The organism is Azospirillum sp. TSH100, from assembly GCF_004923295.1.
Taxonomy (GTDB): Bacteria; Pseudomonadota; Alphaproteobacteria; order Azospirillales; family Azospirillaceae; genus Azospirillum.
The window spans coordinates 1,704,097-1,728,825 of sequence record NZ_CP039634.1 but is presented as its reverse complement, the minus strand read 5'-3'; the positions used below and the strand labels follow the sequence as shown (position 1 = coordinate 1,728,825).

Sequence of the window (24,729 nt, the reverse complement as noted above, 5' to 3'; positions counted from 1 at the left end):
ACAGGCAATCCCCTGACGACCTTGTGGCTTTACATGAAGCCGAGCAGGCGCGGGAACCACAACGTGATCGCCGGGACATAGGTGACGAGGCCGAGGAAGATCAGCATCGTCAGCAGCCACGGCCACACCGCCACCGTCAGCTCGGTGATGCCCATCTTGGTGATGCCGGAGGCGACGTAGAGGTTCAGGCCGACCGGCGGGTGGCACATGCCGACTTCCATGTTCACGATGATCAGGATGCCGAAATGCACCGGGTCGATGCCCAGCTTCATGGCGACCGGGAACAGGATCGGCGCCATGATCAGCACGATGGACGACGGCTCCATGAAGTTGCCGGCGGCCAGCAGGATGATGTTCACCACCAGCAGGAAGACCCACACGCCCATGTTCTGGTCGAGGATCCAGGCCGCCATGTTCTGCGGGATCTGCTCCGACGTCATCAGGAAGGAGAAGAGCACCGCGTTGGTGATGATGTAGAGCAGCATCGCCGACATGCTGGCGCTGTCCAGCAGCACCTTCGGCACGCGGCTGAGCGGCATGTCCTTGTAGATGAACACCGCGACGATGAAGGCATAGACCGCGGCCATCGCCGCCGCCTCGGTCGGGGTGAAGATGCCGCTGTAGATGCCGCCCATGACGACGATGATCAGCAGCAGGCCCCAGAAGCTTTCGCGCAGGGCCGCCATCCGCTGGGCAAAGCTCGCCTTCGGCAGGCGGGGATAGCCGAACTTGCGGGCGCGGAACCAAGTGGTGAAGCCGAGGAAGCAAGCCAGCAGGATGCCCGGCACCACGCCGGCGATGAACATCTGGCCGATGGAGGCGGCCTGGGGATGGCCGGTGGTGGCGACGCAGTACATCACCATCACGATCGACGGCGGGATCAGGATGCCCAGCGCACCGGAGGTGGTGATGATGCCGGCGCCGAAATTCTTCGGGAAGCCCTGCGCCACCATGGCCGGCAGGATGATGGAGCCGATGGCGACCACCGTCGCCGGGCTGGAGCCCGACACCGCCGCGAAGAGCGCGCAGGCCATGACGCCAGCGAGGCCGAGGCCGCCATGCCAGTGTCCGACCATCGAGGTGGCGAAATTGATCATGCGGCGGGCGACGCCGCCATGGGTCAGGAAATTGCCGGCCAGGATGAAGAACGGGATCGCCATGATCTCGAACTTCTCGATGCCGGTGAACAGCTTCAGCGCGACCGCGTCGATCGGCACCTGGGTCATGAAGAACAGGAAGGACAGAACGGTCAGGCCGAGCGAGATCGAGATCGGCATGCCGGTGAGCATGAGGGCCAGCAGAAGCCCGAAGATGATGGCGGCGTTCATGCCGGACCTCCTTCCTTGGCGGCTTCGACCGGGTCGATGCCGTCGACCTGGGCATGGTCGTGATGGGGCAGTTCACCGGTGCGGATGAAGGCCCAGGCGACCTGGAGGAAGCGGAAGCACATCAGGTAGGAGCCGAGCGGCACCGCCAGATAGATGATCCACATCGGCCATTCCAGATCGGCCGACACCTGCTCGGTCTCCGAGATGTGGTAGACGAAGCGGGCGCCGAGCGAGCCGACGATGAAGGTGAACAGCGCGCCGGCGCCCAGCCCGAACAGCACGAACTTGCCGCGCAGGCCCGGCTCCATCCGGTTGATGATGACATCGACACCGACATGGATGCCGGTGCGCACGCCATAGGCGGCGCCGAACTTGGCCATCCACACGAACATGTAGATGCACAGCTCCTGCGCCCAGGCGAAATTCCAGTGCAGCACATAGTCCTGGATGTAGGGGACGCCGGAGAAGTAGCGGTGGACGACGGACGCGAAGATGACGAGCGTCGCCCCGGCCATGAGCGACGCGATCAGCGTCTCCTCAAGGCGGTCGAGGATTTTCAAGAACATGTCGGGGGATCTCCCGGTCGGCGGAGATGGTCTGGATTCACATACATTCTGCAACCGCGACCAGCCCTCTCTCCCCCGGGGAGAGGGAGGGGACCCGCCGCGCAGCGGTGGGGAGGGTGAGGGGGCCGGCGCGCTACGCGCGCCGCCAAGGGGCATACTGCCCCTTGGCAATCCCCTGGCACAGGCTTCCGCCTGTGCTGCCCCCTCACCCTGACCCTCTCCCCGCTTTCGGCGGACCGGAGGTCCGCCTGCCGCGTCAGCGCAAACGAAGTTTGCGCGTGAGCGGGGGAGAGGGAATAATCACCCGCCCGCAGACCCTTACATCTTGAAGCCGGCCGCGGCCGCTTCCTTGTAGATCGCTTCGATCAGATCCTTGCCGACGCGGGATTCGGCGTCCTTGTGGACCGGCTTCAGGGCCTTGATCCAGGCTTCGCGCTCTTCCTTGGTCTGGGTGTGGAACTCGGTCTTGCCGGACGCCTTCATCTGGGCCAGCGCGACGTCGTTCTCGTTCTGGGCGATGTCGTTGGCATAGTCGGTCGCCTCCTTCATCGCCTCTTCCAGCTTGCCGCGGACGTCGGCGGGCAGGCCGTCCCAGAACTTCTTGTTCACGATGACCGCATAGCCGAGATAGCCATGGTCGGTCAGGGTGGCGTTCTTCTGCACCTCGTGCATCTTCTGGGTGTACATGTTCGACGGCGGGTTTTCGGTGCCGTCGACGACGCCGGTCTGCAGCGCCTGATACACCTCGGAGAAGGCCATCACCTGCGGCAGCGCGCCCAGCGCCCGCATCTGGGCATCCAGCACCTTGGACGACTGGATGCGCATCTTCAGGCCCTTCACGTCCTCCGGCTTGATGAGCGGCTTGTTGGCGCTCATGATCTTGAAGCCGTTGTCCCAATAGGCCAGCCCGACGATGCCCTTGGACTCCAGCTTCTGGAACAGCTTCTTGCCGATCTCGCCCTTGGTGACGCGCTGAAGCACTTCCTTGCTGGGGAAGATGTAGGGCAGGTCGAAGACCTCGAATTCCTTGGCGCCCAGCGGGCCGAACTTGGCCAGCGACGGAGCCAGCATCTGCACCGCGCCCAGCTGAAGCGCCTCAAGCTCTTCCTTGTCCTTGTAGAGCTGGCTGTTCGGATAGACCTCGACCTTCACCTTGCCGGCAGTCAGCTTCTCGGCCAGTTCCTTGAACTTTTCGGCACCCTTGCCCTTCGGCGTCTCCGGCGCGACGACGTGGCTGAACTTGATCACGATCTGGTCCTGGGCCCAGGCGGTCGACACGGCCAGCGGCGCCGACATCATGCAGCCGACCGCCGCAGCGCACAGGAGCTTCATGAGTTTCATAGGTGCGTCCCCCTCTGGTATTCATTGTCGACGGGACGGAATGTTCGGCCCCGTACTTGTTGCGCATTGTTCATGATCCGACGAATTGCGGCTATTGTGGATATCCGCAGAGTCGGCCTATTCCACTTTCGACCGGACCAGCCATCCCCCATCCCCACACTTTCGTACCCATCCCGATGCCGAAACCGCCCCGCAAACCCAGCTTCGCCGCCCGCACCGGACGGGCGGTGCCGCATGCCATGCCGGTGGTGGCGATGGCGCTGGTCGTCGTGCTGCTGGGTGCCTTCCTGTGGCTGTTGCAGCGCAACGAGCGGGAGGAGGAGGCGCTGGCCCTGATCAAGGACGCGCTGTGGGTGGAGCAGAACCTGCATTTTCAGCTGGCGTCGGACGAGGACAAGCTGGAAAGGCTGGCGGAGAGTCTGGGCCGGACCGAGGTGGACCTCCGGCAATTCGCCGCGATGGCCCGGCTTGTGGTGAACACCAACCCGGCAATCGAGCGGGTGCTGTGGCTCGACGCCCAGGGCCGCACCCTGCTGGCCGAGCCGCCGCTCTCCGGAAAGGAGGGGCCGGGGAAAGAGGGACAGGAGACGGCCGGCACCGATGGGATGACCCGCGACGATGCCGTGCGAATCGCCCGCTCCTCCGGGCTGCGCGCTTATGGCGGGCCATACCGGATCGACGCCACCGACCGCGGCTTCGACGCCGCCTTCCCGCTGTTCCGCGACGGGACCTATGTCGGCGCGCTGGTCGGCGTCTTCTCGTTCGAGGCGATGCTGACCCACCATGTGCCCTGGTGGTTCGCCCAGCGCTACCAGCTGGAGGTGATCGACGCCACCGGCGTGGCGCTGGGATCCAAGTCGCGCATGATGGTGCCGGGCTCCATGGCCGGCTCGGCACCGGACCCGGCGCGCAGCCACGTCATCCCCTTCGATCCGCCCGGCCATGGGCTGGCGCTGGTCGCCACCGCCTATCCCACCGACTCCAACGTCACCCGCACCGTTCTGGTGGCGGCGATCTTCGCGCTGACCGGCTCGGCGCTGTGGAGCCTGTGGTCGCTGCGCCGCCACATCGCCGGCCGTCTGCGCGCCGAGGAGGCCCTGCGCGAGGAGCATGCCTTCCGCAAGGCGATGGAAGACAGCCTGACCGTGGGCATGCGTGCCCGCGACCTGGACGGCCGCATCACCTACGTGAACCCGGCCTTTTGCCGCATGGTCGGATTGACGGAGGAGGAGCTGGTCGGGCGCGGTCCGCCGATGCCCTACTGGCTGCCGGAGGAGATCGACCGGGCGGAGGCCGCCTTGCAGGACGTGCTGGCCGGCCGCGCGCCGGAAAGCGGGCTGGAGATGCGCTTCCAGCGCGCCAACGGCGAACGGTTCGAGGCACTGATCTACGAGGCGCCGCTGATCGACGCCAACGGCCGGCAGACCGGCTGGATGGGCTCCGTCCTCGACATCACCGAGCGCAAGCATGCCGAGGAGCTGGCCCGCCAGCAGCAGGAACGGTTGCAGCAGACCTCCCGCCTGATCACCATGGGCGAGATGGCCTCCACCCTGGCGCACGAGCTGAACCAGCCGCTCTCGGCCATCGCCAGCTACTGCACCGGCTGCCTGAACCGGCTGCGCTCCGACCGCTGCGACACCCAGGAGGTGGTGGCGGAAGTCTCGGGGGCGCTGGAGAAACTGGCCGCCCAGGCCAAGCGCGCCGGGCTGGTGGTGCGCCGCATCCATGATTTCGTGCGCAAGCGCGACCCGAAGGTCGCCCCCTGTTCGCTGGCGGAAGTGCTGGAGGATTGCGTCGGGCTTGCCGGCAGCGACGCCGCCCGGCTGGGCGTGCGGGTGGAGCTGGATGCCCCGGCCGACCTGCCGCTGGTGACCGGCGACCGTATCCTGCTGCAACAGGTGGTGCTGAACCTGATGCGCAACGGCATCGAGGCGATGGCGCGCACGCCGCGCGCCGACCGCCGCCTGACCGTCACCGTCCGCCAGACAGGCGGCGATGGCGGCGAGGAGGCTGGACGCCTGCTGCTGACGGAGATCCGCGACCATGGCTGCGGCATCGCGCCCGAGGTGGCCGACCGCCTGTTTTCCCCTTTCTTCACCACCAAGCGCGAAGGTATGGGCATGGGCCTGAACATCTGCCGCTCCATCGTCGAACACCACCGCGGACGGCTGTGGTTCGAGACGGCGGCGGCCGGCACCCGCTTCCTGTTCACCCTGCCCGTCCATGCCCAAACGCCGGACCGGACAACCGATACGATCCCCGACCACAGCGCCGAGGCTGCCGAATGACCACCCTCCACATCGTCGACGACGACGAGGCCATCCGCGACGCGCTCGGCTGGCTGTTCCAGTCGCGCAACGTTCCGGTGGCGGGCTGGCCGTCGGCCGAATCCTTCCTGGAGTCCTGGCGGCCGGACACCGCCGGTTGCCTTCTGCTGGACATCCGGATGGAGGGGATGAGCGGTCTGGAGCTGTTCGACCGGCTGCTGTCCAAGGGGTGCCGCATGCCGGTGATCTTCCTGACCGGCCATGGCGACGTGCCGATCGCCGTCGGCGCCCTGAAGAAGGGAGCCCGCGATTTCGTGGAAAAGCCCTTCAACGACAACGAGCTGGTCGACCGGGTGATCGACGCGCTGGCCTTCGATGCCGAACAGCGCGAACGTGAGGCCGGACAGGCCGGGCTGACCGCCCGGCTGGCCACCCTGACCCAGCGCGAGCGGCAGGTGATGGAGCTGGTCGTCGCCGGCCGGCTGAACAAGGTGATCGCCGACGAACTGGGAATCAGCATGCGCACGGTGGAGGTCCACCGCAGCCACGTTTTCGAGAAGATGCGGGTGAAGACAGCGGTGGAACTGACGCGGTTGCTGACCGGAGCGTCGTGATCCTGGTCCCCGACAGGGGAAAAACCCGGAGGCTGGAGGTGGCGCCTGGAGTCCCTTTCGCTCCCGTACTAGTCTGTTTCCACCACTGCGGTGGCCACCCTCCGGCGCCTTGGAGCATCAACGGTTGAGGTTTCGGTTACCCAGCTCAATCCTTGCCATCGGTCTGGCCGTGACCGCGCCCCTGTTGCTGTTCGGCGCCGTCATGGTCTGGCAGCTCGACGCCCGCGATCAGGCCGAGACCGAGGACGCGCTGCAATCGGTGGCGCAGTCGCTGTCGCTGGCCGTCGACCGCGAGCTGGCGAGCCAGCTGAGGCCCCTGGAACTGCTGGCCTCGTTGCTCCAGCCCAATGCCGACGACCTGCGAGCCCTGTATCAGGAAACGACAACCGCAACCCACAGCCAGCCCGGCTGGCTGGCGATGGGGATGATCGATGCCGACACCGGCCGGTTCGTCTTCCACACCCATTACCCGCTGGGGGTCCAGCCGCTGCCGCCGCCGCGGCTGGACGAGATCACCCGCCGTGTCATCGACAGCCGCCATGCGACGATCGGCGGCGTGCTGCCACCCGGCGGACCGCCTGGGCGGCCGTCGCTGATCCTGCGGGCGCCGATCGTCCAGTTCGACGGCACCCGCCAGGGCGACCGGGTGCGCTACATCCTGTCGCTGGCGCTCGGGCTGGAAGGATTGTCCAGCGCACTGCGGACCCGCGACACCCCGCCGGAATGGACGGTCACGGTGGTCGATCCGACCATGCTGATCGCCGCCCGCTCGCACGATGCCGCCGCCTATCTGGGCCAGAAGGTCTATGCCTCGCTGGAGGCACGGATCAGGGCCGGCAGCAACCGCATGTTCACCGGCCACAACAGGGAGGGCGTGGAGGTCCATTCGGTCATCCACCGCTCCCCCGAAACCGGCTGGACTGTGGTGCTGGGCGTGCCGTCTTCCATCGTGCAGCAGAAGCTGAACGCCACCCGCATGACGGTGATCGGTGGTGCAGCCGCCGCCTGCGCGGCGACGCTGATGCTGGCGCTGCTGGTGTCGCGCGCCTATCGCCGCCGTCGCAGCGCCGAGGAGGAGGTCCGCCGTGCCCGCGAGGCGGTGCTGATCGAACAGCGCCGCCGGCTGGAGTCGGAAAAGGAACATGCCGAGGCGGCGAACCGGGCCAAGAGCGACTTCCTGGCCAACATGAGCCACGAACTGCGCACACCGCTGAATGCGATCATCGGCTTCGCCGAGGCGCTGATGTCCGGCATCTTCGGCCCCTCCCCGCCCAAGCACAGCGAATATCTGGCCGCCATCCACCAGTCTGGCCGCCATCTGCTGGATCTGGTCAATGAACTGCTGGACATGGCGAAGATCGAGGCGGGCAAGCTGGAACTGTTCCCCGCCCGCGTCGCGCTGGACGAATTGCTGGACGACTGCATGGCCCTGATGGAGGCGCTTGCGATGCGCAAGGGGGTGGCTTTGACCCGCAGCGCCGTCATGCCGGACCTGCGGGTCACGGTGGACGGGGTCCGAATACGTCAGGCGGTGCTGAACGTCCTGTCCAACGCCGTCAAGTTCACCCCGCCCGGCGGCACGGTGCGGGTCCAGGCCAGCCCGGGTCCCGGCGGCAGCGGTGCGGTCATCGTCATCGCCGACACCGGCGTCGGCATGAACGCGGACGAGATGCTGATCGCGATGGAGCCGTTCCGCCAGGTCCACAATTATCTGACCAAGGCGGAGTCGGGCACCGGCCTGGGCCTGCCGCTGGCCCGACGCTTCGTCGAGGCGCATGGCGGCAGCCTGACCCTGGACAGCGCGCCCGGCGTCGGCACCACGGTGACGATCATCCTGCCGTAGAGGGAATTGCCGGTTGTCCGAAGGCGGCCGGGCCTTATCCCCGGCGGGGCGGACGTCCGGGCAGCATGGCGCGCTGGAGCTTGGCGCCGGCAAGGTCGGCGCCGTCCAGATCGGCACTGTCGAGATTGGCGTCGGACAGGTTGGCCTGGACCAGACAGGTGCCGACCAGCAGGGCGCCGCGCATATCGGCCCCCATCAGGTTGGCGGCCCAGGAGCGGCCGGTGGGGCGGCCCGAGGGATCCTTGATCGCCGCCGGTCCCAGCCGCACCCGCGTCAGATCGGCGCCGGTCAGCACGGCATAGCTGAGGTTGGCGCCGGACAGGTCGGCGCCCATCAGATTGGCGCCCTCCAGATTGGCGCCGGACAGGTCGGTCATCATCAGCCGCGCGCCGGTCAGCGCCGCCGCCGACAGGTTCGCCCCGCGCAATGAGGCGGCGCTGAGATTGACGTTGCGCAGGTCGGCACGGCTGAGGTCGGTGCCGTCGAGATCGGCCCGCTGGCCGCGCTGGCCGAAGCTGTCGATCCAGCGTTCATGGTCGAAGATGGCGCGCTGGATTTCCGATCCCATGCTGTCGATCGGGCGGGTCATCTGCGCGGTGGTGATCCGGGTGGCCGACAGGTCGCAATCGGCCATCCGCGTGCCGACCATATCGGCCTTGTCGAAGCGGGTGCCGTCCAGCGCCGCCCCCGACAGGTTGGCGCCGTTCAGACGGGCACCGGTCAGGTCCGCTCCTGTCAGCACCGCCCCCGAAAGGTCGGCGTTCTGCATCACCGCACCGCTGAGGTCGGCGTCGGACAGGTTGGCGCCGCGCAGCACCGCACCGGTCAAGTCGGTGGGAATGCCGCCCTCCGCCGTCATGCCGTTCTGGAGACGGGCGAGGGCCGCCTTGTGGATCTGGCGGGCGCTTTCGGCGTCCTGCGCGTCAGGGCCGTTGCCGCGGCGCGCGGTGCCGCCCGGCTCCAGCGTTCCGGCGCGCAGGTCGGCGCCCTTGAGGTTGGCGTTGGAGAAATCGGCAGAGCGCAGGCGGGCGCCGCGCAGATCGGTCTGCATCAGGTTGGCGCGGCTGATGTCGGCATCGCGCAGATCGACACCGAACAGGTCGGCGCCGGCCAGATTGGTGCCGTTCAGCCGCCCGCGCGCCAGCCGCGCCCCCACCAGACGGGCGCCGCGCAGGTCGCGCTGCGACAGGTCCGCCCCCTCCAGATCGGCCATGGCGAGGTTGGCGCGGGCACCACCCGGCTGACCCTTGATCCAGCGGGCGTGCCGCTCCAGCACCTCGGCCAGTTGGTCGGGCCGAAAGAAGGACACGGACGAGGCGATCGGTGAGGTGGCTGTGGGCACGGACAACTCGACGCCGTGAAAAGGTTACATCACGACAATCATGCGATTCATTCCTTACCGAAGGCTGAATGAATCCCCCTTTTGCGCACCCTCTTTTGGAGGAGGCGGTTTGGCGGGCCACCGGCCGGCCCCGCCGGCGGACCATGGGACGATAGGACCGGGTTGACTACGAAAAACAGAAGCTTGGCCATGGCAACGGCCATAGGGCCCGCCGCTTTCCGACCGCGTCTTCGGGGCGATCTCGCCGAGTCGCGTCGGTTACGGTTCTGTAATCGAACCAGTTGCGAACGGGTCGCGAACGGCTGCGACTCGGCCTTTCTCCCCGATGTGCCGCAAGTCGGCGGAATCCCTGGACTCCTCCAAAAAACAGCATCGGTTAAGCAATGGTTGCTTGACAGAAAAGGCCACGGACATCCTAAAAGTGTCCCACCTTTCGGATTAACGCACCGCAGCGCGCCTTGACCTTAGCCAGGGTGTGACTTTGGCCGTAACCGGGACGACGGAGTCCAGACGATGGACGCCGGGTACCGGAGCGGAAAAACGGACTATGAAGGAAGAATGATGAAGGATGCGGACGCCCGGTCGATCACGACCGCACGCCCGAGCGCTGGCGAGAGCCACGCCACCGAACGTCATCATCTCGATCGCCGCCATCTTCTGCGCGCCGGCCTCGGCCTGGCGGCGGTCGCCTCCGCCGGTGGAACCCTGTTCACCAGCGAGGAGGCGGAGGCCGCGGCGCTGCGCGCGCCGCCGCGCGTGCTGTCCCTGGTGAACCTGCACACCGGCGAGCGAATCAACGCCGAATACTGGTCGAAGGGAAAATATGTCCGCGACGCGATGCGGGCGTTGAACCGTGTGCTGCGCGACCACCACAACAATTCGGTCCATGCGATGGATCCGAAGCTGCTGGATCTGGTCCATGCGCTGAGCCGCAAGATCAACCGGCGCGGCCCGATCGAGATCATCTCGGGCTACCGGTCTCCGGAGACCAACGCGATGCTGCGCGAGGCCGACGGCAGCGGCGTCGCCCAGAACAGCTACCACATGCGCGGAATGGCGATCGACCTGCGGGTCGAGGGTCTGTCGACCCGCCAGTTGCAGCGCGCGGCGCTCAGCCTGCGCGGCGGCGGCGTCGGGTATTATCCCGACAGCAATTTCGTCCATGTCGACGTGGGGCCGCTCCGTCACTGGTGAGCGGACCGGTTACGAACCAGGAAAAAGGCGCCTCCCGAAGCCGGGACGGCGCCTTTTTCGTCGTGGAAGGACGGCCGGAACCGGCCCTCACCCATCCACGCTTATCCCACCTTCAGCTTGCGGCGCAGCAGCGACAGCGGCGCGGTGTCGTCCAGGCTGGGCTGGAAGGCGATGGTGATCTCCTTCAGCGCGTTGGCCCAGCTGTCCGGGTTGGTGCCTTCCGGCGCCTCGACCGAGCTGAAGCCGGTGCGGACCAGGAACAGATACTGGTCGGGGATGACATGGCCGACCGCGCGGATCTCGCCGGTGTAGCCATAGCGCTCCCGCAGCTCGCGCGCGGTCGAGAAGCCGCGGCCGTCACGGAACTTCGGGAACTCCAGCGCCACCAGCGAGAATCGGTCGAGATCGGCGGCGATGGCGCCCGCCAGCGTCCCGCTCTTCAGCCGCACGCCAAGCCGGGCGTTGCGGCCTTCGAAGCTGTCGCGCTCCGCCTGCCAGCGCTCGAAGCTGATGATGACCGGGCGGTCGTTGGGGACCGGCTCGCCATCGGGAATGAAGCTCCAGGCGTCCTCGCCGATGCGCCCATTCTCAATCAGCGGCATAGATTCTCTCCTTGAACGGGGCATGGCCGACGCGCTTGAGCGTGTCGATGAAGCGCTCGCTTTCGTTCGACCGGTTGGCGAGATAGACGTCGACGATCGCCTCGATGGCGTCCACCGCTTCGGTCTCGGTTACCGCCGGGCCGAGGATGTCGCCGATCGCCGTCGTCAGCGTCGGGTCGCCGCCCACGGTGATCTGGTAATACTCGGTGCCCTTCTTGTCGACACCGAGGATGCCGATGGCGCCGACATGGTGATGGCCGCAGGCGTTGATGCAGCCGCTGATCTTGATGCCCAGCTCACCGATGGTGCGCTGGCGGACCGGATCGGCGAAGCGGGCGGAGATCGCCTGCGCCAGCGGGATCGAGCGGGCGTTCGCGAGCGCGCAGTAATCCAGCCCCGGGCAGGCGATGATGTCGCCGATCAGACCGGCATTGGCGCTGCCCAGGCCGGCGGCGTCGAGCTGCTTCCACAGGTCGTACAGCTCGTCCTTCTTCACATGCGCCAGGACGAGGTTCTGGACATGGGTGACACGCAGCTCGCCGAAGCTGTGGCGCTCGGCCAGATCGGCGACGAGGTCCATCTGGTCGCAGGTGGCGTCGCCGGGGATGCCGCCGGCCGGCTTCAGCGAGATTGTGGCGATGGCATAGCCTGGCGCCTTGTGCTCCGCGACATTGACCGCCAGCCAGTTGGCGAAGGCCGGGTCGGACGCCTTGGCACGCTCCAGGGCTTCGGAATGGTCGGGGAGCTCCTCGAAGGGCGGCGGGGCGAAGTGCTGGCGGACCCCCTCGACGATCTCCGGATCCAGGCGGTATTTGGGCCCGCGCAGCCGCGCGAACTCCTCCTCGACCTCCTGGGTGAACTTCTCCAACCCCAGCTCGTGCACCAGGATCTTGATGCGGGCCTTATAGATGTTGTCGCGGCGGCCATACTGGTTGTAGACGCGCAGGATGGCTTCGAGATAGGCGACGAAATCCTCCTCGGCCACCCACTCGCGCACCAGCTTGCCGACGAAGGGCGAGCGGCCGAGACCGCCGCCGACATAGAAGGAGAAGCCGGCCTCCCCCTCGTCGTTGCGCCGCGCCAGCAGGCCGACGTCATGGATGCGCACCGCCGCGCGGTCGCTCTCGGCGCCGGAGATGGCGATCTTGAACTTGCGCGGCAGATAGGTGAACTCGGGGTGCATCGTCGTCCATTGCCGCAGGATCTCGGCATAGACGCGGCCATCCACGACTTCATCCCTGGCGGCGCCGACGAAGGGGTCGGTGGTGACGTTGCGCACGCAGTTGCCGCTGGTCTGCAACGCGTGCATGTCGACCTCGGCCAGTTCATGCAGGATCGCCGGGGTGTCCTCCAGCTTGATCCAGTTGTATTGCAGGTTCTGGCGGGTGGTGAAATGGCCGTAGCCGCGGTCGTACTTGCGTCCGATGGCCGACAGCTTGCGCAGCTGGGTGGCCGACATCACGCCATAGGGCACGGCGATGCGCAGCATGTAGGCGTGCAGCTGGAGGTACAGGCCGTTCATCAGCCGGACCGGCTTGAACTCCTCCTCCGTCAGTTCGCCGGACAGGCGGCGTTCGACCTGTTTGCGGAACTGCTCGACGCGCTCGGCGACGAACTGCCGGTCGATCTCGTCGTAGTGATAGATGCCGGCGCGGGCGCCGGGCGCGATGTGGTTCATGTCGATAAACCCTAAAGGGCCGCCGGAACGGCCAGCGTTCGTTGACTCAGGCGGCCTGCTTGCCGAGATCGAGGCGGACGGTCGGGCCGGCGGTGCGGATGCGCTCACGCATCGTCGCCGGGACCGGCACGCCGTCCTGCTCCACCACCTCGAAGGCGTAGATGTCGACGCCGAACTGCTCGCGCTCGGCCTTCGCCTTCGCCTCGGCCAGCACGGCATCGGCCTCGGCGCGCTGGAACAGCGCGGCCTCGGCGAAGGACTCGACCCACACGCCGCCCTCGCCCAGGAACACGACCTCCCCGTCGCGCAGGCGGTTGGCGGTGATGGCTTTCATCGATCCTTCCTTCGATCGATCCTTGGCCGACATCTGGCTCTCCTGGCTGGTCGTTCTCGAACGCGTTTGGTGTCTTAACCCGAACCGGTGACGGTCCGGCAGTGAATTCGGCGCTTTATAGTCAGACGGTCACGGCAGCCATTTTTCCCGGTCGATCAGTTCGCGGCTCTCGCGGGCGACCTCCGACATCGACGCCCCTTCCGCCCGGCGGCGGTTGCGAAGCTCGGCGATCTTGCGCAGCCGCTCCGCCCACTCCTCCGGAAACAGGTCCTCCAGCCGCTGGCGCAGCAGGCTGGCGAGCGTCGGGCTGCGGCCGCCGGTGGAGATCGTCATCACCAGATCGCCACGCCGCACCACGGAGGGGGAGTGGAAATCACACAACGGGATGACGTCCTCGACATTGACCAGCACGCGGCGCTGACGCGCCAGCTCGGCCAGCACCGTCTCGGTGTCCGGCCCCAGCCCCATCACATAGAGCACACCGACCTTGTCCAGATCGGCGGCCTCCGGCAGAGCCCGTACCAGACGGTCGCCGGCGAGTGCAGCCAATTCCCCGTCCGGTTCCGGTGAAAAGACCTGCGGGTCCGCCCCGCCCTCGCGCAGCTGCGTCAGGCGGCGCACCGCGAGCGGGCCGTTGCCGGCCAGCGCGATCACCACCCGCGCCGGGTCGAGCGCCAGCGGAATCATGCGAGCCTCGCCGGAACTGGCGAAAACGAGCGGCCGCTTGCGGCGCCTATGACCGGGATCCTGTGCATGGCGGTATTTAGCCCAGCCGTCGCACGACAATCAACATATTTCACACAACGCTTTGCAACGCAGCACAAACCTATTAAACAAGTAGAGAATGTATTTACGTTGCGCAGGTTTTCCGCCGGTGTTAATGTGCAAACACAGTCAATCAACCTACTTGATAAGTAGACTTCTGAGCCACCGCGAAAGGCAGCCGATGATGGACGCGGAAACACGGGTGAAGCATCTGACCGACAGCTACGGCATGCTGGAAGGCGCCCCGCTGCTCGCCGCCATGCATGGGGTGTTCGGCGGGCGGATCGCGCTGCTGTCGTCCTTCGGCGCCGAATCCGCGGTGCTGCTGGCACTGGCCGCCGAAGCGACGCCGGATTTCCCCGTTCTGTTTGTGAATACCGGCAAGCTGTTCGGCGAGACGCTGCGCTACCGCGACCAGCTGGTGAAGCGGCTGGGCCTGACCGATGTGCGGGAGATCGGCCCGACCGCCGACGACCTCGCCGCCGGCGACAAGGACGGCCTGCTGTTCAACCGCGATTACGACGCCTGCTGCCATCTGCGCAAGACGGTGCCGCTGGACCGCGCGCTGGCCACCGCCGGGCTGGAAGCCTGGGTCACGGGCCGCAAGCGCTTCCAGTCGGCGACCCGCGCTGCCCTGCCCCTGTTCGAGGCCGAAGGCGGCCGCGTGAAGGTCAACCCACTGGCCAACTGGGACAAGGATCGGCTGGAGGAAGAGTTTACCCGGCGCGATTTGCCGCGCCACCCGCTGGAAGCCGACGGGTTCCTGTCGATCGGCTGTTACACCTGCACCGAGCGCGTGGCGCCCGGTGCCGACCCGCGTTCCGGCCGTTGGGCCGGCAGCGCCAAGACCGAATGCGGCATACACACCACCATGATTGGAACCGCCCGATGAGCGCCGATCTCGACCAGCTCGAAAACCAGAGCATCTATATTCTGCGCGAAGCCTACAACCGCATCGACAAGCTCGCGATGCTCTGGTCGATCGGCAAGGACAGCAACGCGCTGCTCTGGCTCTGCCGCAAGGCGTTCTTCGGCCGCATCCCCTTCCCCGTCGTGCAGCTCGACACCGCCATGGAGCTGCCGGAGGTCTATGAGTTCCGCGACCGCATCACCAAGGAATGGAACCTCGACCTCAAGGTGGAGCAGTGCCCGCCGGAGGAGGAGATGGACCAGACCCTGCCGCCGCTGACCCGCGCCGCCGCGCGCAAGACGGAAGGGTTGAAGAACCTGCTGCGCGACCATGCCTATCAGGGCGTCATGGTCGGCATCCGCCGCGACGAGCAGGCGACCCGCGCCAAGGAGCGCGTGTTCTCGCCGCGCTCGCTGGAAGGCGACTGGGACGTCAAGGACCAGCCGGCGGAGTTCTGGGACCATTACAAGACGCGCTTCCCGGAGGGCGTCCATGTCCGCATCCACCCGCTGCTGGCCTGGACCGAACTGGACATCTGGCGCTATTCGCAGCGCGAGGGAATTCCCATCGTCCCGCTGTACTTCGCCCGTGACGGCAAGCGCTATCGCTCGCTGGGCGAGAAGAACATCACCTTCCCGGTCGACAGCAATGCCTCGACCATCGACGAGATCATCGCCGAGCTTCAGGTGACCCGCATTCCGGAGCGCGCCGGCCGCGCGATGGACAACGAATCCGAAGACAGCTTCGAGCGCCTGCGCAGCGTGGGGTACATGTAAGATGCCGCATTCTCAACTCCGCATCGTCATCGTCGGCCATGTCGACCATGGCAAATCCACGCTGATCGGCCGCCTGCTGAACGACACCGGCAGCCTGCCCGACGGCAAGGTGGAGCAGGTCCGCGAAATGAGCCGCAAGCGCGGCATGCCGTTCGAGTGGGCCTTCGTCATGGACGCGCTCCAGGCCGAGCGTGACCAGGGCATCACCATCGACACCACGCAGATCCACTTCAAGACGAAGCAGCGCCCCTACGTCATCATCGACGCGCCGGGCCACACCGAGTTCCTGAAGAACATGGTGACCGGCGCCAGCCAAGCCGACGCCGCGCTGCTGGTGATCGACGCCGACGAGGGTGCGCTGGAACAGTCGCGCCGCCACGCCTTCCTGCTGCATCTGCTGGGCGTCCGTCAGGTCGCGGTCGTCGTCAACAAGATGGACAAGGTCGAGTTCTCCAGCCGCCGCTATGAAGCCGTGGCCCAGGAGATCAAGGACTATCTGGCCGAGCTCGGCCTCCAGCCCAAGGCGGTGATCCCGGTGTCCGCCCGCAACGGCGACAACATCGTCAGCCGCAGCGAGCAGTCGGACTGGTATCTCGGCCCCACGGTGATCGAGCAGCTGGACGCCTTCCGTCCGCAGCAGACCTCGCCCGACCAGCCGCTGCGCTTCCCGCTGCAGGACGTCTACAAGCCGGACGACCGCCGCATCCTGGCCGGCCGCATCGAAAGCGGGCGCCTGCGCGTCGGCGACACCCTGCACTTCTCGCCCACCGGCGCCAGCGCCAAGGTGGTCAGCATCGAGGCGTGGAACCATCCGGAAACCGTGCTGTCGGCCCAGGCCGGGCAGAGCATCGGCATCACGCTGGACAAGCGCATCTTCGCCGAGCGCGGCCACATCGCCCACCATCAGGCCGACGCCCCGACGCTGGCCCACCGGCTGAGCGTGCGGTTGTTCTGGCTGGTGTCGGACCCGCTGGTGGTGGGGAAGACCTACACGCTGAAGATCGCCACCGGTGAGCATCGGGTGACGGTGGAGCAGGTGACGGCGGTCATCGATGTCGAGGATCTGTCCAGCACCCCCGGCAAGGCGGTTCGCCGCAACGAGGTGGCCGAGGTCGTCCTGCGCTCGCGCTCGCCGATCGCGCTGGATCTGGCGTCGGACCTGCCGCGCACCGGCCGCGGCGCCCTGATCGACGGCAACGACGTGGTCGGCGGCTGCCTGGTGGTGGAGATCGAGGACGCCGCGGCGGCCAACATCACCGAGGTGTCGCACACCGTCTCGCTGGAGGAGCGCGCCCAGGCCAACGGTCACAAGGGCGGCATCGTCTGGCTGACCGGCCTGTCGGGCGCCGGCAAGTCGACGCTGGCGATGGCGTTGGAACGGGCGCTGTTCGACCGCGGCTGGCAGACCTTCGTGCTGGACGGCGACAATGTCCGCAACGGGCTGAACGCCGGGCTGGGCTTCTCGTCGGATGACCGGGCGGAGAACATCCGCCGGGTGGCCGAGACGGCGAAGCTGTTCGCCGACGCCGGCATGGTGGTGATCGCCTCGCTGATCTCGCCGCTGAAGTCCGACCGCGCCCGGGCGCGGGTGATCGGCGGCGAGCGCTTCCACGAGGTGCATGTCGCCGCCGACCTCGCCACCTGCGAGGAGCGCGACCCGAAGGGCCTCTACAAGAAGGCGCGCGCCGGCGAGATCGCAGAGTTCACCGGCATCTCGGCCCCCTACGAGGCGCCGGACCAGCCCGAACTGGTGATCGACACCGACGCGCTGAGCCGCAGCGAGGCGCTGGCCCAGCTGCTGGACTATGTCGACGAGACCTTGGGCAAGAACAGCCTGAAGTCGGAGAAGGAACTGACCTACGTCATCTGAGGGTCGGTCTTATAGGGTGATGCTGCGGGCGCGGGGGAAAGACCGCGCCCGTCGTGTTTTCAGGGAGAGAAGCCGGGGCGGAGAGGTGGGCCGACAGCGTGAATCCGGCTGGAAAGCCGGCCAGCCGATGCGTATTATCAATACGCTCATTAAGGAAGGTTGTTGAGCGATGTCCAAAGGACAGCATGTCGTACCGAATGGAAGCAAGTGGAGCGTCCGGCGCGCCGGAGCCCTGCGTGCGTCCGGTATATACGATACTCAACAGGAAGCGATAAATCGCGCCAGGGAGATGGCGCAAAAGCAAAAGACCGAGCTTTATATACACGGCCGTGACGGTCGGATTCGTGATCGGATTTCATTTGGGAACGATCCATATCCACCAAAGGGATAATCGTGCCTCAAGAAGATTTTGAGAAATCAGTCTTCATTAATTGTCCACTCGACAAAGACTACGAACCGATTCTTCAGGCAATTTTATTCTGCATTGTTTATCTGGGATTCAATCCAAGGCTGGCAACCGAACGGATCGACTCCGCGGAAAGCCGGCTCGCGAAAATTTGCAGCCTGATAGAGGCGAGCAAATATTCCATTCATGACTTAAGCCGCTGCCAGTCGACAAAGAAAAATCAGATTTCCCGCCTGAACATGCCCTTTGAACTTGGCATCGATTACGGGTGCATGAAATATTTTGGGAACGGCCGAGAAACAAAGAAAATTCTGATACTTGAAGAAAAGCAATTCCGCTACCGTTCCGCTATCTCCGACCTCGCCGGATGCGATATTGAGTTTCATGAAGCCGATTTTCAGAAGGCGGTCCGGAAAGTCCGGAACTGGCTGGTAGCGGAAGCAGGTGCGGCATCGAAAGGCCCTGCCTTAATACTCGCGAGATATGCCGATTTCCAGGAATGGAATTACGAAACAAAGCTTTTATCCGGGTGCAGCGAGGAAGATATCAAAGATTATCCAACAAAGGAGCTGTTGGATGCGATGAAGAGTTGGGTCGGAATGGGAGAGCCATTGTCGTAGACCCTCGTATCTTCTACAAAATAGAGAAGCAACGCAACTTTATAGAGAAGCAACGCAACTTTCGGCCTAAATTTCACACAGCCTTCCGCTCCGACCGATATATCGCCGTCACCACCAGCGCCGCAATCGCCAGCACCAGCGGCACGAAGGAGAGGCGCAGCACGGTGTCCCAGCCGTAACTCGTCAGCAGGCTGCCCGAGGCGAAGGAGCCGAAGGCCATGGTGCCGAAGACGAGGAAGTCGTTCAGCGACTGCACCCGCGTCTTCTCCTCTGGCCGGTGGCAGTCCAGCACGAGGGCCGAAGCACCGAGGAAGCCGAAGTTCCACCCCACCCCCAGCAGGATCAGGCTGACCCAGAAATGGGCGACCTCCTGCCCCGCGAGCCCGGCGGCGGACGCAGCGGCGATCAGCGCCAGCCCGATGGCGACGATGCGCGGGGCGCCGAAACGGGTGATCAGCCGCCCGGTGAAGAAGCTGGGGCCGTACATGGCGATGACGTGCCATTGCAGGCCCAGGTTGGCCGACTCCTGCGGCAGTCCGCACAGCCGCATCGCCAGCGGGGCGGCGGTCATCAGGAAGTTCATCAGCAGGTAGGACACCACGCCGCAGATCACCGCGGTGATGAAGCGGGGCTGGCGCAGAATGGCGCCCAGCGGCCGGCCGCCGGCGACCTCCGCCTCGGTGGGCTTGGGCAGGCGGACTCCCATCAGGACGAGCGCCGACAGCGCGGCGACGGCGGCTTGCGCCAGATAGGTCGCGGCGAACAGGTACGGCGGCCACAGATTCATGGTGTGGGTGACCAGTTGCGGCCCGACGATGCCGGCGACCACGCCTCCCGCCATCACCGCCGACATGGCGCGCGGCCGGCGTTCCACCGAGGTGCAGTCGGCGGCGGCGAAGCGGAAGGAGAGCACCACGGCGGCATAGGCTCCGCCGGGGATCATCGCCGCGCAGAACAGCCAGAACGACCCGAGCAGGATGGCGAGCGACGACAGCAGCCCCACGAGAACGCCGCATCCGGTCCCGCTCAGGAACGCCGTACGGCGGCCGAAGCGCCGGGCGATGCTGCCGGCCGGCAGGGTGCAGACCGCCATGCCGACCACGAAGATGGAGATCGGCAGGGTCGCCAGCGCCGGGCTGGGCGCCAGCGCGTTGCCGACGATGGCGCCGGTGGCATAGACGACCACCGCATTGGCGCCGGCAAGCGCCTGCGCGACGACCAGCCGGGCAACGTTGCTCACCTCATGTACCTGGGAGGCCGCGGGCGCCGGTTCGGTCCTGGCAATGGCTTCGGCTTGCGGCATGGAACTTCCTGGGACGATGTGACGGCGAATGGTTGAGCAAGGCTTAGCGACCCAGCACTATGAGCGGAAATGGTTTGTTTTCATGGTTCGATGAACAGGAGTCATGGATGCTCGATCGCCAGATCCTCGCGATCCTGCGCGAGGTCGACCGCACGGGCAGCGTCACCGCCGCCGCAGGCCGGCTGAACCTGAGCCAGTCGGCGCTGAGCCACACCATCGCCAAGTTCGAGGAACGCCACGACGTCGAGATCTGGCTGAAGAAGGGGCGCAGCCTCCGCTTCACCCAGGCGGGGATGCATCTGCTGGCGCTGGCCCAGCGGGTGCTGCCGCAGTTCGAGCATGCGGAGCGGGTGCTGACCGACTTCGCGACGGGCCGGCGCGGCACCTTGCGGGTCGGAATGGAATGTCACCCCTGCGAGCGATGGCTGATGCGGATGACCGGGGTGTATCTGACGCGCTGGCCCGAGGTGGATTTCGACCTGCGCACCGAATTCCGTTTCGACGGCGTCGCGGCGCTGGCGGACAACGAGATCGATCTGCTGATCACCCCCGATCCGGTCGACCGGCCGGACATCCTGTTCACGCCGGTCTTCGATTACCAGCTCGTGCTGGTGGTGCATGAGGCCCATCCGCTGGCCGCGCGCGGGATCGTGCAGCCGCAGGACCTGCTGGACGAGAACCTGATCACCGTACCGGTCAGCCTGGACCGGCTGGACATCTACACCCGCTTCCTGGTTCCCGGCCAGTGCCGGCCGCGCCGCCACCGGACGGCGGAGACCACCGACCTGATGCTGCAGCTGGCCGCCGCCGGGCGCGGGGTCACCGTCCTGCCCGACTGGCTGGTGCGGGAGGACGGGGGCGGCCTGCCCGTCCGCACGCTGCGGCTCGGCGCCGACGGGATCGGCAAGAGCATCCATCTCGGCATCCGCCGCGGCGAGGAGGCCGTCGATTACATCGCCGGGTTCCTGGATCTCGCGCGGGAGAGCGGACGGTAGGAGTGCCGTCGGTTCGATCAGGACTCTGCCGCAGCGCACATCCTGTGGCATAAGAGGCCGCCATCGCCAGCATCACGCCTTAAGGACCCCTGCCGCCCATGATCCGCTTCGATAACGTCAGCAAGCAGAACGGCCACCGCATCCTGTTCCTGGAGGCCTCCGCGGCGCTCAACCGGGGTGAAAAGATCGGGCTGGTCGGTCCCAACGGCGCGGGCAAGACCACCCTGTTCCGCATGATCACCGGCGAGGAACAGCCGGACGGCGGTCAGGTTGCGATCGAGAAGCAGGTCAGCATCGGCTATTTCAACCAGGATGTCGGCGAGATGTCCGGCCGCTCCGCAGTGGCGGAGGTGATGGACGGCGCCGGCCCGGTCAGTGTCGTCGCCGCCGAACTGGCGGAACTGGAAGCCGCCATGGCCGATCCTACCCGAGCCGACGAGATGGACGCCATCATCGAACGCTACGGCGAGGTGCAGGCCCGTTTCGACGAGCTTGGCGGCTATGAGCTGGAGGGCAAGGCCCGCGAGGTGCTGGCCGGCCTCAGCTTCAGCCAGGAGATGATGGACGGCGACGTCGGCGGGCTGTCGGGCGGCTGGAAGATGCGCGTGGCGCTGGCCCGCATCCTGCTGATGCGTCCCGACGCCATGCTGCTCGACGAGCCGAGCAACCATCTGGACATCGAAAGCCTGATCTGGCTGGAAGGCTTCCTGAAGGGGTACGAGGGCGCGTTGCTGATGACCTCGCACGACCGCGAGTTCATGAACCGCATCGTCACCAAGATCATCGAGATCGATGGCGGAACGCTGACCAGCTATTCCGGCGACTACAGCTTCTATGAGAAGCAGCGGGCACTGAAGGAAAAGCAGCAGGAGGCGCAGTTCGAGCGCCAGCAGGCGATGCTGGCCAAGGAGCTGAAGTTCATCGAACGCTTCAAGGCCCGCGCCTCGCACGCCTCACAGGTGCAGAGCCGGGTGAAGAAGCTGGACAAGATCGAACGCTTCGAGCCGCCCAAGCGCCGCCAAGTCGTGACCTTCGATTTCCCGCCGGCGCCGCGCTCCGGCGACGACGTGGCGGTTCTGAAGAACGTCCACAAGGGCTATGGCAGCCGCGCCATCTATGAGGGGCTGGACCTGACCATCCGCCGCAAGGAGCGCTGGTGCGTGATGGGCGTCAACGGCGCCGGCAAATCGACCCTGCTGAAGCTGATCGCCGGGGCAGCCGAGCCGGACAGCGGCACCGTCACCGTCGGCGGCAGCGTCAAGATGGGCTATTTCTCCCAGCACGCGATGGAACTGCTGGACGGTGACCAGACCATCTTCGAATCGCTGGAGGCGCATTTTCCGCAGGCCAGCCAGGGCTCGCTGCGGGCACTGGCCGGCTGCTTCGGCTTCTCCGGCGACGATGTGGAGAAGAAATGCCGGGTGCTGTCGGGCGGCGAGAAGGCCCGGTTGGTGATGGCGATCATGCTGTTCAATCCGCCCAACTTCCTGGTGCTGGACGAACCGACCAACCACCTGGATCTCGACACCAAGCAGATGCTGATCCAGGCGCTGGCCGCCTATGAGGGCACCATGCTGTTCGTGTCGCACGACCGCCATTTCCTGGCAGCATTGTCCAACCGCGTGCTGGAACTGACGCCGGAAGGCATCCACCAGTATGGTGGCGGCTATACCGAGTATGTCGAGCGCACCGGCCATGAAGCCCCGGGGCTGCACAGCTGAGCTCCGGGCTCTCCCTTCACTTCAAGTGAACGTCCCCTTCAAAACAAGTCATTGGTCGTGAAGGGCGCCGGGGCGTAGCATCGCCTCCGTTGTCGAAGCGACGGAGGCGGACATGCCCTCTCACACGGACTCCCTTGAACGGCTGGGGCTGCGGTCACCGGTGATCCAGGCGCCGATGGCGGGCGGCGGCGATACGGCAGCCCTGGTGGCCGCGGTCAACGAGGCCGGCGGGCTGGGTTTCGTCGGCGCCGCCTACCTCACCCCGGCGCAGATCGCCGAGCGAGCGCTCGCCATTCGCCAGCGCACTGCCCTGCCCTTCGGCGTCAACCTGTTCGCGCCGACCCCGGCACCCGGACCGGCACCGATGATGGCCGAGGCATTGGGCCGCATGGCCGGCTTCCACACCGAACTTGGGTTGCAGGAAGCGGAGGAGCCCGCTTACGCCGGCGACGGGTTCGACCGGCAGTTCGCGGCGGTGCTCGACAGCGGGGCCGGCTTCTACAGCGTCACCTTCGGGCTGCCGCCGGCCGACAGTGTCGCCGCGGCCAAAGCGCGCGGCATGCGGGTGCTGGGTACCGCCACCACGGTGGCGGAGGCGGTGGCGCTGGCGCAGGCCGGCGTCGATGCGGTCATCGCGCAGGGCGGCGAAGCCGGGGGGCATCGCGGCAGCTTCCTCGGCGATGCCTGGAAAGACCGCGGGGCCAATCTGATCGGCACGATGGCGCTGGTGCCCCAGGTGGCGGATGCGGTGGACGTGCCGGTGATCGCGTCGGGCGGCATCATGGACGGGCGCGGCATCACTGCCGCGCTGGCGCTGGGCGCCACGGCGGTGCAGATGGGCACCGTCTTCCTGACCACCGAGGAGGCGGGCATCCCGGAGGCGCACAAGGCCGCCATCCTGGCCGCGCGCGAGGACCAGACCCGCATCACCCGCGCCTTCTCCGGCCGGCCGGCACGCGGCATCGTCAACCGCTTCATGGAGGCGGTTGAAGATCCGAACGCTCCCGACGCGGTGCTGCCCTTCCCCTTGCAGAACACGCTGACCCGCCCCTTGCGCACCGCCGCCGGCAAGGCGGGGCGGGCGGAATTCCTGTCGCTGTGGGCCGGCCAGGGGTTGCGGCTGGCGCGGCGGCGCCGGGCGGCGGAACTGGTTGGGGAGTTGCTGATCGGGGCGGACGCGGTGCGGCGCGGCTTGGCCGGCTGATCGACTGGTTGGCGGCTCAGACGGTTTCGAGCATCACGCGGTTGCGACCGCCCCGCTTGGCGGCATAGAGCGCCTGGTCGGCGCGGCGGACCAGTGACAGGGCCGGTTCGCCGGGCCGGTACTGGGCGACGCCGACCGACAGGGCGACGGTGCCGTAATTGGCATTGCGCGCCTTGTTCACGATCTGACGGGCGCCGACGAAGCCACGCACCTGCTCGGCCAGCTTGCTGGCGTTCTCCAGGCTGGTGCGCGGCAGGATGATCGCGAACTCCTCTCCACCAAAGCGGGTGGCGGTGTCACGACCCTTGATGCACTCGGTCAGCATGCGGGCGACCAGCTTCAGCACATGGTCGCCGACCAGATGACCGTGGGTGTCGTTGAAGGTCTTGAAATGGTCGATGTCGACCATCAGCAGCGACAGCGGCTGGTCGTCGCGTACGGCAGCCTCCATCGCCTCGTCCAGCATGATGTCGAAGGCCTTGCGGTTGCCGATGCCGGTCAGCCCGTCGGTCAACGCCTCACGCCGGGCGCTGTCTAGGCTGACCCGCATCTCCGCCAACTGCTGGCTCGATTCCTGAAGCTGCGATTGCAGGGCGGTCTGACGGTCGACGATCTCCTTCGTCTCCGCGGCGATGGCGGCGATCATGGCGCGGAGTTCGGGCAGGCTGAGCGGCTGGTCCAGCTCCTCCCGGAAGCCGGACAGGGCGTTGCCGTAGCGCTCCGTCTCCGACCCGACATTGCCAAGCTGCTCCAATATGCGTCCGAGAGCATAACGCGCCTTGTCGGAAGTCTCACGGATCGCCTGGGCTTCTGCGTCCATGGTGAAGAAGCGCTTATACAGCTCGTCGCACAGCGTCTGCGAGGCGGCCAGCCCGTCGCGGCGAGCCAGATCGATGGCGCGGGTCAGGTCGGGGTTGTTGCCGCTGAAATAGACGTACCAGAGCGTGAAATTTTCCGGAGTGGGCGGCAGCCGGTCGGACAGCATCCGGTCCATGGCCTTCGCGGCGAGGCCGCTGGAACGCTCGAAATCCTCCGCAGTTGCCACGACCG

The 24,729-nt window shown here is 66.4% G+C and carries 22 protein-coding genes; 12 read left to right on the top strand and 10 right to left on the bottom strand.

Annotated elements, in window-relative coordinates:
• Window positions 1-29: 29 nt before the first annotated feature.
• The 3 genes from E6C72_RS08230 to E6C72_RS08215 form a co-directional block, all read right to left on the bottom strand.
• On the bottom strand, window positions 30-1,328 hold the full coding sequence (locus E6C72_RS08230) for a TRAP transporter large permease (protein WP_109087122.1): 1,299 nt from the start codon (window positions 1,326-1,328) through the stop codon (window positions 30-32).
• Window positions 1,325-1,894 carry a TRAP transporter small permease gene (locus E6C72_RS08225; RefSeq protein WP_199228819.1) on the bottom strand — a complete coding sequence of 190 codons (570 nt, stop codon included), beginning with the start codon at window positions 1,892-1,894 and terminating at the stop codon, window positions 1,325-1,327. Before E6C72_RS08225 ends, E6C72_RS08230 begins: the two co-directional genes overlap by 4 nt.
• A gap of 318 nt (window positions 1,895-2,212) precedes the next feature.
• Window positions 2,213-3,235, bottom strand: coding sequence for a TRAP transporter substrate-binding protein (locus tag E6C72_RS08215; RefSeq protein ID WP_169055137.1), 1,023 nt, complete (start codon window positions 3,233-3,235; stop codon window positions 2,213-2,215).
• Window positions 3,236-3,411: 176 nt separating this feature from the next.
• On the opposite strand from E6C72_RS08215, the gene E6C72_RS08210 reads away from it, so the two are divergent.
• The 3 genes from E6C72_RS08210 (at window position 3,412) to E6C72_RS08200 (ending at window position 7,959) form a co-directional block, all read left to right on the top strand.
• Window positions 3,412-5,523: a nitrogen regulation protein NR(II) gene (locus E6C72_RS08210; RefSeq protein ID WP_109087123.1), complete on the top strand. Its 2,112-nt coding sequence runs from the start codon at window positions 3,412-3,414 to the stop codon at window positions 5,521-5,523.
• Window positions 5,520-6,116 carry a response regulator transcription factor gene (locus E6C72_RS08205; RefSeq protein WP_109087124.1) on the top strand — a complete coding sequence of 199 codons (597 nt, stop codon included), beginning with the start codon at window positions 5,520-5,522 and terminating at the stop codon, window positions 6,114-6,116. Before E6C72_RS08210 ends, E6C72_RS08205 begins: the two co-directional genes overlap by 4 nt.
• 169 nt (window positions 6,117-6,285) lie before the next feature.
• The gene (locus E6C72_RS08200) at window positions 6,286-7,959 is read left to right on the top strand and encodes a sensor histidine kinase (RefSeq protein WP_247875853.1); all 1,674 of its coding nucleotides are present in this window, start codon (window positions 6,286-6,288) and stop codon (window positions 7,957-7,959) included.
• A gap of 34 nt (window positions 7,960-7,993) precedes the next feature.
• Here E6C72_RS08200 and E6C72_RS08195 read toward each other — a convergent pair whose 3' ends face one another.
• The gene (locus E6C72_RS08195) at window positions 7,994-9,301 is read right to left on the bottom strand and encodes a pentapeptide repeat-containing protein (RefSeq protein ID WP_109087234.1); all 1,308 of its coding nucleotides are present in this window, start codon (window positions 9,299-9,301) and stop codon (window positions 7,994-7,996) included.
• Between the two features lie 558 nt (window positions 9,302-9,859).
• Here E6C72_RS08195 and E6C72_RS08190 point away from each other — a divergent pair.
• Entirely contained in the window at window positions 9,860-10,495 is a 636-nt protein-coding gene (locus E6C72_RS08190) for a DUF882 domain-containing protein (protein ID WP_247875855.1), read from the top strand.
• A gap of 101 nt (window positions 10,496-10,596) precedes the next feature.
• Here the strand turns inward: E6C72_RS08190 and E6C72_RS08185 are convergent, their stop codons facing one another.
• From E6C72_RS08185 to E6C72_RS08170, 4 genes are all read right to left on the bottom strand, one after another.
• Window positions 10,597-11,097, bottom strand: a complete 501-nt coding sequence (locus tag E6C72_RS08185; protein WP_109087126.1) for a DUF934 domain-containing protein — start codon at window positions 11,095-11,097, stop codon at window positions 10,597-10,599.
• Entirely contained in the window at window positions 11,084-12,556 is a 1,473-nt protein-coding gene (locus tag E6C72_RS08180; RefSeq protein WP_371298437.1) for a nitrite/sulfite reductase, read from the bottom strand. Before E6C72_RS08180 ends, E6C72_RS08185 begins: the two co-directional genes overlap by 14 nt.
• Before the next feature lie 265 nt (window positions 12,557-12,821).
• Window positions 12,822-13,109 (bottom strand): DUF2849 domain-containing protein, encoded by a 288-nt coding sequence (locus E6C72_RS08175; RefSeq protein ID WP_109087236.1) that lies wholly within the window; start codon window positions 13,107-13,109, stop codon window positions 12,822-12,824.
• Between the two features lie 129 nt (window positions 13,110-13,238).
• Entirely contained in the window at window positions 13,239-13,796 is a 558-nt protein-coding gene (locus E6C72_RS08170) for a bifunctional precorrin-2 dehydrogenase/sirohydrochlorin ferrochelatase (protein ID WP_109087128.1), read from the bottom strand.
• Window positions 13,797-14,058: 262 nt separating this feature from the next.
• Here E6C72_RS08170 and E6C72_RS08165 point away from each other — a divergent pair, with 262 nt between their 5' ends.
• The 5 genes from E6C72_RS08165 (at window position 14,059) to E6C72_RS31985 (ending at window position 18,456) form a co-directional block, all read left to right on the top strand.
• Entirely contained in the window at window positions 14,059-14,766 is a 708-nt protein-coding gene (locus E6C72_RS08165) for a phosphoadenylyl-sulfate reductase (protein WP_109087237.1), read from the top strand.
• Window positions 14,763-15,560 carry a sulfate adenylyltransferase subunit CysD gene (gene cysD / locus E6C72_RS08160; protein ID WP_109087129.1) on the top strand — a complete coding sequence of 266 codons (798 nt, stop codon included), beginning with the start codon at window positions 14,763-14,765 and terminating at the stop codon, window positions 15,558-15,560. The genes E6C72_RS08165 and cysD overlap by 4 nt, the downstream gene beginning before the upstream one ends.
• A 1-nt stretch (window position 15,561) precedes the next feature.
• A complete protein-coding gene (gene cysC, locus E6C72_RS08155) occupies window positions 15,562-17,430 on the top strand; it encodes an adenylyl-sulfate kinase (RefSeq protein WP_109087130.1) in 1,869 nt (622 codons plus the stop codon).
• 169 nt (window positions 17,431-17,599) lie between these two features.
• Window positions 17,600-17,821, top strand: coding sequence for a DUF2188 domain-containing protein (locus E6C72_RS08150; protein WP_109087131.1), 222 nt, complete (start codon window positions 17,600-17,602; stop codon window positions 17,819-17,821).
• 2 nt (window positions 17,822-17,823) lie between these two features.
• Window positions 17,824-18,456 carry a hypothetical protein gene (locus tag E6C72_RS31985; protein ID WP_199228821.1) on the top strand — a complete coding sequence of 211 codons (633 nt, stop codon included), beginning with the start codon at window positions 17,824-17,826 and terminating at the stop codon, window positions 18,454-18,456.
• 73 nt (window positions 18,457-18,529) lie between these two features.
• Here the strand turns inward: E6C72_RS31985 and E6C72_RS08140 are convergent, their stop codons facing one another.
• Window positions 18,530-19,696 carry an MFS transporter gene (locus tag E6C72_RS08140; protein WP_247875856.1) on the bottom strand — a complete coding sequence of 389 codons (1,167 nt, stop codon included), beginning with the start codon at window positions 19,694-19,696 and terminating at the stop codon, window positions 18,530-18,532.
• A 170-nt stretch (window positions 19,697-19,866) separates the two neighbouring features.
• Here E6C72_RS08140 and E6C72_RS08135 point away from each other — a divergent pair, with 170 nt between their 5' ends.
• From E6C72_RS08135 to E6C72_RS08125, 3 genes are all read left to right on the top strand, one after another.
• On the top strand, window positions 19,867-20,754 hold the full coding sequence (locus E6C72_RS08135) for a LysR family transcriptional regulator (protein WP_109087133.1): 888 nt from the start codon (window positions 19,867-19,869) through the stop codon (window positions 20,752-20,754).
• Window positions 20,755-20,852: 98 nt separating this feature from the next.
• Window positions 20,853-22,475: an ABC-F family ATP-binding cassette domain-containing protein gene (locus E6C72_RS08130; protein ID WP_109087134.1), complete on the top strand. Its 1,623-nt coding sequence runs from the start codon at window positions 20,853-20,855 to the stop codon at window positions 22,473-22,475.
• A 112-nt stretch (window positions 22,476-22,587) separates the two neighbouring features.
• Window positions 22,588-23,679 carry a nitronate monooxygenase family protein gene (locus E6C72_RS08125; protein WP_109087135.1) on the top strand — a complete coding sequence of 364 codons (1,092 nt, stop codon included), beginning with the start codon at window positions 22,588-22,590 and terminating at the stop codon, window positions 23,677-23,679.
• A 16-nt stretch (window positions 23,680-23,695) separates the two neighbouring features.
• Here the strand turns inward: E6C72_RS08125 and E6C72_RS08120 are convergent, their stop codons facing one another.
• Entirely contained in the window at window positions 23,696-24,724 is a 1,029-nt protein-coding gene (locus E6C72_RS08120) for a GGDEF domain-containing protein (protein ID WP_109087136.1), read from the bottom strand.
• Window positions 24,725-24,729 lie beyond the last annotated feature (5 nt).